Annotated in this window: 4 protein-coding genes and 1 pseudogene; 2 read left to right on the top strand and 3 right to left on the bottom strand. The window is 46.5% G+C overall.

Annotated elements, in window-relative coordinates; all coding sequences use genetic code 11:
• Positions 1 to 334: 334 nt before the first annotated feature.
• Entirely contained in the window at positions 335 to 2,347 is a 2,013-nt protein-coding gene (locus F6K38_RS44520) for a hypothetical protein (protein ID WP_287359502.1), read from the bottom strand.
• Positions 2,348 to 2,800: 453 nt separating this feature from the next.
• Here F6K38_RS44520 and petE point away from each other — a divergent pair, with 453 nt between their 5' ends.
• On the top strand, positions 2,801 to 3,166 hold the full coding sequence (gene petE / locus F6K38_RS33950) for a plastocyanin (protein WP_287295197.1): 366 nt from the start codon (positions 2,801 to 2,803) through the stop codon (positions 3,164 to 3,166).
• 160 nt (positions 3,167 to 3,326) lie between these two features.
• Entirely contained in the window at positions 3,327 to 3,662 is a 336-nt protein-coding gene (gene petJ / locus F6K38_RS33945) for a cytochrome c6 PetJ (RefSeq protein WP_287359499.1), read from the top strand.
• Positions 3,663 to 3,911: 249 nt separating this feature from the next.
• On the opposite strand, the gene F6K38_RS33940 is transcribed toward petJ, so the two are convergent.
• Together F6K38_RS33940 and F6K38_RS33935 are read right to left on the bottom strand one after the other, a co-directional pair.
• Positions 3,912 to 4,955 carry a formylglycine-generating enzyme family protein gene (locus F6K38_RS33940; protein WP_287359497.1) on the bottom strand — a complete coding sequence of 348 codons (1,044 nt, stop codon included), beginning with the start codon at positions 4,953 to 4,955 and terminating at the stop codon, positions 3,912 to 3,914.
• 155 nt (positions 4,956 to 5,110) lie between these two features.
• Positions 5,111 to 5,667 (bottom strand): annotated as a pseudogene (locus tag F6K38_RS33935) (arylsulfatase); the annotation flags it as partial.

Raw genomic sequence — 5,667 nt, 5'->3', positions numbered from 1 at the left:
GCCAAGGTCGTTTGGCGATTTACTACCGAAGATGCACGAGTCAAACTTAAACACCTATATCCTGTATTTGAACTTGATGAAGACCTAGAATCTAATGCACCAAATTAGCTGTGCCACGCCACTACGCCTTCCATCATGCCAAAAATATCACGATCATCAATCCTGGCTGGATGCATATTATTCAAAGGGCCGGTGGTGCGTTACGGGACGGGCTATCCCAACCCTGGCGACCGTGACAATCAGGGCGAGCCCGTCCCTAACACACCCTACGCCTATTGCCTATTACCTACTCCCTGTTCCCTAAAACCTAAAACCTAAAACCTAAAACCTAAAATTAATAATCACCCCCAGACCCATAGCGCCATGCTTCTAGCCAACGGTGGTAATAATATTTTGGTTTCGGTGGCAAGGTATTCAACATGCCACTGAGTAATTTACCTACTGGATACAAACTACTGTAAACAGCTAAATTACTATAATGAACCATCCAATCCAATAGCATGGTTAATCCTACTTGAGGAATCACTGGCACAACTAATCCTGGTTTAGTTAATGATGTCACAAATAGGGTTTTAGATAATCCTGAAAACTTCACTACATCTTGGAGGAAGGGCTTAAGCACATCATCTCCTAGGTTTGCCATGGCTTGGAATACGCCAGTGAGTAATTGATTAATTTGATTTGGTGCTAATTGTTGCTTGATGCCAACACTCATCGTCCGTTGAAACATCCAGGTTACGCCAATATTAGGCTGATAGGGTTGTAGTTGGGCTAAGGCATTCCGGTCTAGCAAATCATACTCCAAGGCTTCATGAATTCCGTTACTTAGACGCTTTAAATGTCTGACCATGGAACCAAATCCACCAAAACTGACTGGTGATTGCCCACCACTGCTATCCCCTATAGGTAAAATCCGATTCCAAGGCATTCTTAGGGGACTTTTTTGATAGGAAGGAAAAAAGCCAAACAGTACTCGTTTAAAATCAAGTTGGGATAACTCTACTCCCTGGTATTCTGGTAAGAGACGGAAGTATTCGTCACATAAAAATTCTAAAGTAGGACGTTCGGGATTAGCATCTAAGTAAGTAAATAAATAGGTTGTTCTACCATCCCGGGCTGGAAATGCTTCCCAGAAATATTGACATTGATTTTGGATAGGAGTGAAGGATACTATCAAATCCCCCATGTCATTTTTAGGATAGCCTTGAGCACAGCTACCAACCACTAAACAAACCCCTTCTGGTTTCTGACCTTGCCTGACTTGCTTAACAATTGGGGAAAAATGTCCCATGGCATCGATCAGTAAGCGAGCTTTAACTTCAGTTACAGGTTGAAGGTTTGTTTGGGTTGAAGGTTGAAGGTTTGTTTGGGTTGAAGGTTGAAGGTTTGTTTGAGTTGAAGGTTGAAGGTTTGTTTGAGTTGAAGGTTGAAGGTTTGTTTGAGTTGAAGGTTGAAGGTTAGTGTTGGTTGAAGGTTGAAGGTTTGTATCGGTTGAAGGTTCGAGGTTTGTATCGGTTGAAGGTTCGAGGTTTGTATCGGTTGAAGGTTCGAGGTTTGTATCGGTTGAAGGTTCGAGGTTTGTATCGGTTGAAGGTTCGACGTTGGCAGATTCTAAGTTAGAACTTTCAACCTCCAACGGGTCAACCTTCAACCTTTCAACCTTCAACCTTTCAACCTCCAACGGGTCAACCTTCAACCTTTCAACCTCCAACGGGTCAACCTTCAACCTTTCAACCTCCAACGGGTCAACCTTCAACGGGTCAACCTTCAACCTTTCAACCTCCAAAGGGTTAACTTTCAAGCCGATTGAGACGCCATCGGGATGAATGGTTGCTTGTGTAAATGATGTCTTTTCAAAGAGCTTACCACCAGCAGCTAAAAATTTGGCTTTGAGGGTATCGAGCAGAAAGACTGGGTCAACACCAATGTTGAGTACGTCGTTTACCAAGAAATCAGGACCTTGGAAAAAACTGATCCGAGCTGGGTTATACTCGGATGCGATCGCATTCTCTAATTCCGCCGTTGAGAGTAAGTCAAGTTCCAGGAATACCTCCAGTTCTTGGCGAGAGATATTCCACTCTTGGTCTCTACCGCGCAAAACCCCCCGTTCAACTACCGCAACTCGCCAGCCTCGCTGTTGTAGAGCAGCACCAATCAGAATTCCCAAGGTACCGCCACAGATTACTACATCCAAGTCTAGGGTGCCTAATCCCTCTTCGGTTTCTGTAATCACCTCTGGGATCTCAGTTGTACCCTCTCGTAAGGCTTTCCAGACTTTGTCAGCATTGCGCAGGCGTCCGAGAACATCACCAGGTAACTGGGATAGGATTTGTTCGGTTTGACTCATGGATGTTGCTTGATAGTTAGATGCTAAGACTTCCTTTGTAAGCATTCAGCCGTCAGCCGTGAGCTAAAAGCTCACGCTACGCGAACAGCCGTCAGCCACAGGCCCAAAGCTGATAGCTGATAGCTGATAGCTGATAGCTGAATGCTTACCTTTCTCTGTTTTATTGTAAATTGCTCAATCACGAGGCTCAGAGGCTCTCAAGACCATAGCCATGTTGAGATTTTTAACAAAATCACTATTCCCAAAAAAAAGTTTGACAATTTGTCATACTTGAATATTAAAATAGTTACCACGACCAAATATTCGTCATGGTTTTGATGCAAAGCGCGAATGGGGGTTTCCCCCTGTTGCCTTGCTCAATCGCTCGTTTAGCCAAAGGAAGCTGTATCCGCCGCCCGGCTTCCTCCCCGCTCAAACTGGGATGGGGTATTCAGCGGCAAGTGAATCAAGAAAATGTTCAAAAAACTAGGTTTAGTTCTTGCTAGCATCTTACTGGCTATCGCCACCTTTGCGATGTCCGTAGCACCTGCTACTGCAGCTACCGTAGAAGTGAAAATGGGTTCGACTAAAGGTTCTCCTATGCAATTTGATAAAAATAAAGTTACCATCTCTGCTGGAGATACCGTTAAGTGGGTTAATACGAAGATGCCTCCTCACAACGTAATCTTCGAGGGAGATGCAGCAGACAAATCTCACAAAAAGCTTGTCTACAAAATAGGTGAATCGTTTACAGCCACATTTGATCAACCTGGAATTTACAGCTATTACTGCCAACCCCACCGTGGTGCAGGTATGAAGGGCACAGTTATTGTGAAATAGTTGCATCAATTACACAATATATCTCTAGGGATAAGGTGGGCAATGCCCACCTTATTTTGTTAACTTTTGTTATAACTTTGACAGCCTGTCGTTTGACAGAGTTCCTCCTCTTAGTGAACGCTAATATCTGGCTCAACGCCATACTAAGAGGAGAAACACTTTGAAAAAAATACTAATTGCGATTCTGCTAGTTTTCGCTTTAATAACCTTGAGCTTCCCTGATTCCGCTTTAGCTGCTGGTGATGCGGCTAAAGGGAAAATGGTATTTAACGCTAACTGCAATGCTTGTCATCAGGGCGGTGTAAACAGAGTCATACCCATGAAAAATCTGAGCAAGAGCGCCCTGGAGAAATTTGGCATGTATTCTGCTGCAGCTATCATCAAACAAGTAACATACGGCAAAGGATCTATGCCTCGCTTTGGTGGTCGTTTAAAACCCGACCAAATTGAAGATGTAGCTGCTTATGTTTTACAACAGGCTGATCAAGGCTGGTAGGCTGCATTCAGTGACCAGTTATTAACCAGTTATTAATCAATCATCCCGTAGGGTGCGTTAGGTGCGGTGTAATCAACTACCAACAGTGTAGAGTTGACGCCAGGAGCGCCGTAACGCACCAGCCATAGCTGTTTAAAAATTAATTAAGGTAAGCATATGTGCTATGAGCACGCTACGCGAACAGCAGTCAGCCCTAACTTTGGGATAGACAGAAGGATGTCGATCGCGCGGTCTGTCTTGCCAAGGATTTCAGCCCGAACCTTCATCGTGCCAAGGCATCGCTACTAAACGAAAACCCACATGATTGGTTCCTGTATCAGGAGCTTGGGACTCTCGTGCTTCAGGACGATAACGGCTGCAATAATTTCGGGCGCAGAGGAAAGATCCGCCTTTAATCACATGGAGTGCCCCTTGATCAGGCTTTTCCGGATCGAAACTACTCCCTTGATCCGGTCCCAATGGATTGAGGCTGCGATCTTTCCCCCTATGACCCACACGATACCAATCTGCGGTTAATTCCCAAACGTTGCCCAGCATATCGTACAGACCGTAACCATTGGGAGAGAAGGATTCGACCGGGGCAGGACCGAGATAGCCATCGGCTTTGGTGTTGAAGAAGGGGAAGAAGCCTTGCCAGGTGTTGGCTTTGTGAGGGGCATATTGTTCACCAGGGATCGAGGTGTCAGTGTCAAGACCACCCCGTGCTGCATATTCCCATTGGGCTTCGGTGGGGAGCGTTTTACCCACCCAATCGGCATAGGCAACCGCATCTTCATAGGCAATGTGAACAACAGGGTACTTGTCAAAACCTTCAATGGTGCTGTCGGGTCCGTAGGGATGTTGCCAATTAGCACCAACGACCCAATCCCACCAGCTTAAATAAGCTACTTGTTGGATACCCGGTGCAGGGGGCTGAAACACCAGGGAACCGGGCTGTCGTTGCGCTTCGGTTAAGCCAGGGAATTGGTCTTTGGCCAGGGGACGTTCGGCAACGGTGAGGTAGCCTGTAGCTTGGACAAATGCTTGATAGTCGGCGTTGGTAACTTCGTGGCGATCGATGCAAAAACTATCCACGGTCACATCAACAGCAGAACGCTCTGAGGGATAGTAGGTGTCGGAGCCGATCGTAAAGGTTCCCCCAGGGATCGACACCATACCTTCAGGACAGGGAGAATCGGCAAAAGCCAAAGGTGACGAAGTGAAGACGGTTGGGAAGAGGAAAAGGAGGGAGACCGCCAGCAAAATGCCAACAAGATCACGAGTTAAATTCTTCTGAAGCAAGGAGAAAAACATGGATATTCAAGAAAAGTAATCTAAGAGGGCGATCGGGGCGATCCCAGAGCGGTTGAACTGTTTCGTTTTAGTTCGGGCGATGAGATGAATAAGAGTGGGCAATGCCTAGGCATTGCCCACCCTGTAACTACAATTCCTTTACTATCAGCATTCTTCTAGTCCAAGACAGCCGGGAGTAAGGGTGAAAGGTAAGGTTCAGCTGAATTTGTCATACCCACTTTCACAGTGTTAATCGTCCCGTCGAACTCAAAAGGAGCGCGATCGGCATAGTCTAACGAAACCGGTGCGCCCAGATCGGTGCCGACATCGAAGGTTTCACTGGCAGTGAAGGCTCCCGGGACGACTTGTTCGATCGTGGTTCGGCCGACTTCTGAACCGTCCACTCGCAATACCACTTCACCTGGGGAATAGGGACTCTCGATGGTTGTTTCTACTTCAATGGTGTGCTCGCCAGCAGGGATCGTTTCAGATGATGCAGCCTGATAACGCTCTAGGAGCAGCATGTTGTACTCATACTTGAGCACTCCGTTGTCCATAAACAAGCTCAAACCGCCACTGGAACCTCCCAAGGCATAGAGAACGCCGGAAGCATTTTCTTTTAGATCGACATCGATCGTAACCAGGTTGCTCTCGCGGCCTAGGCCCGGTGCAGTAAATTCGGGCATACGAGTTGTACTTTCATCAAAGATCCAGCTACTGTAGGGACTCGCGA

It is taken from the genome of Moorena sp. SIO3B2 (assembly GCF_010692525.1).
Taxonomy (GTDB): Bacteria; Cyanobacteriota; Cyanobacteriia; order Cyanobacteriales; family Coleofasciculaceae; genus Moorena; species Moorena producens.
This window is presented reverse-complemented; position numbering and strand designations above follow the sequence as displayed.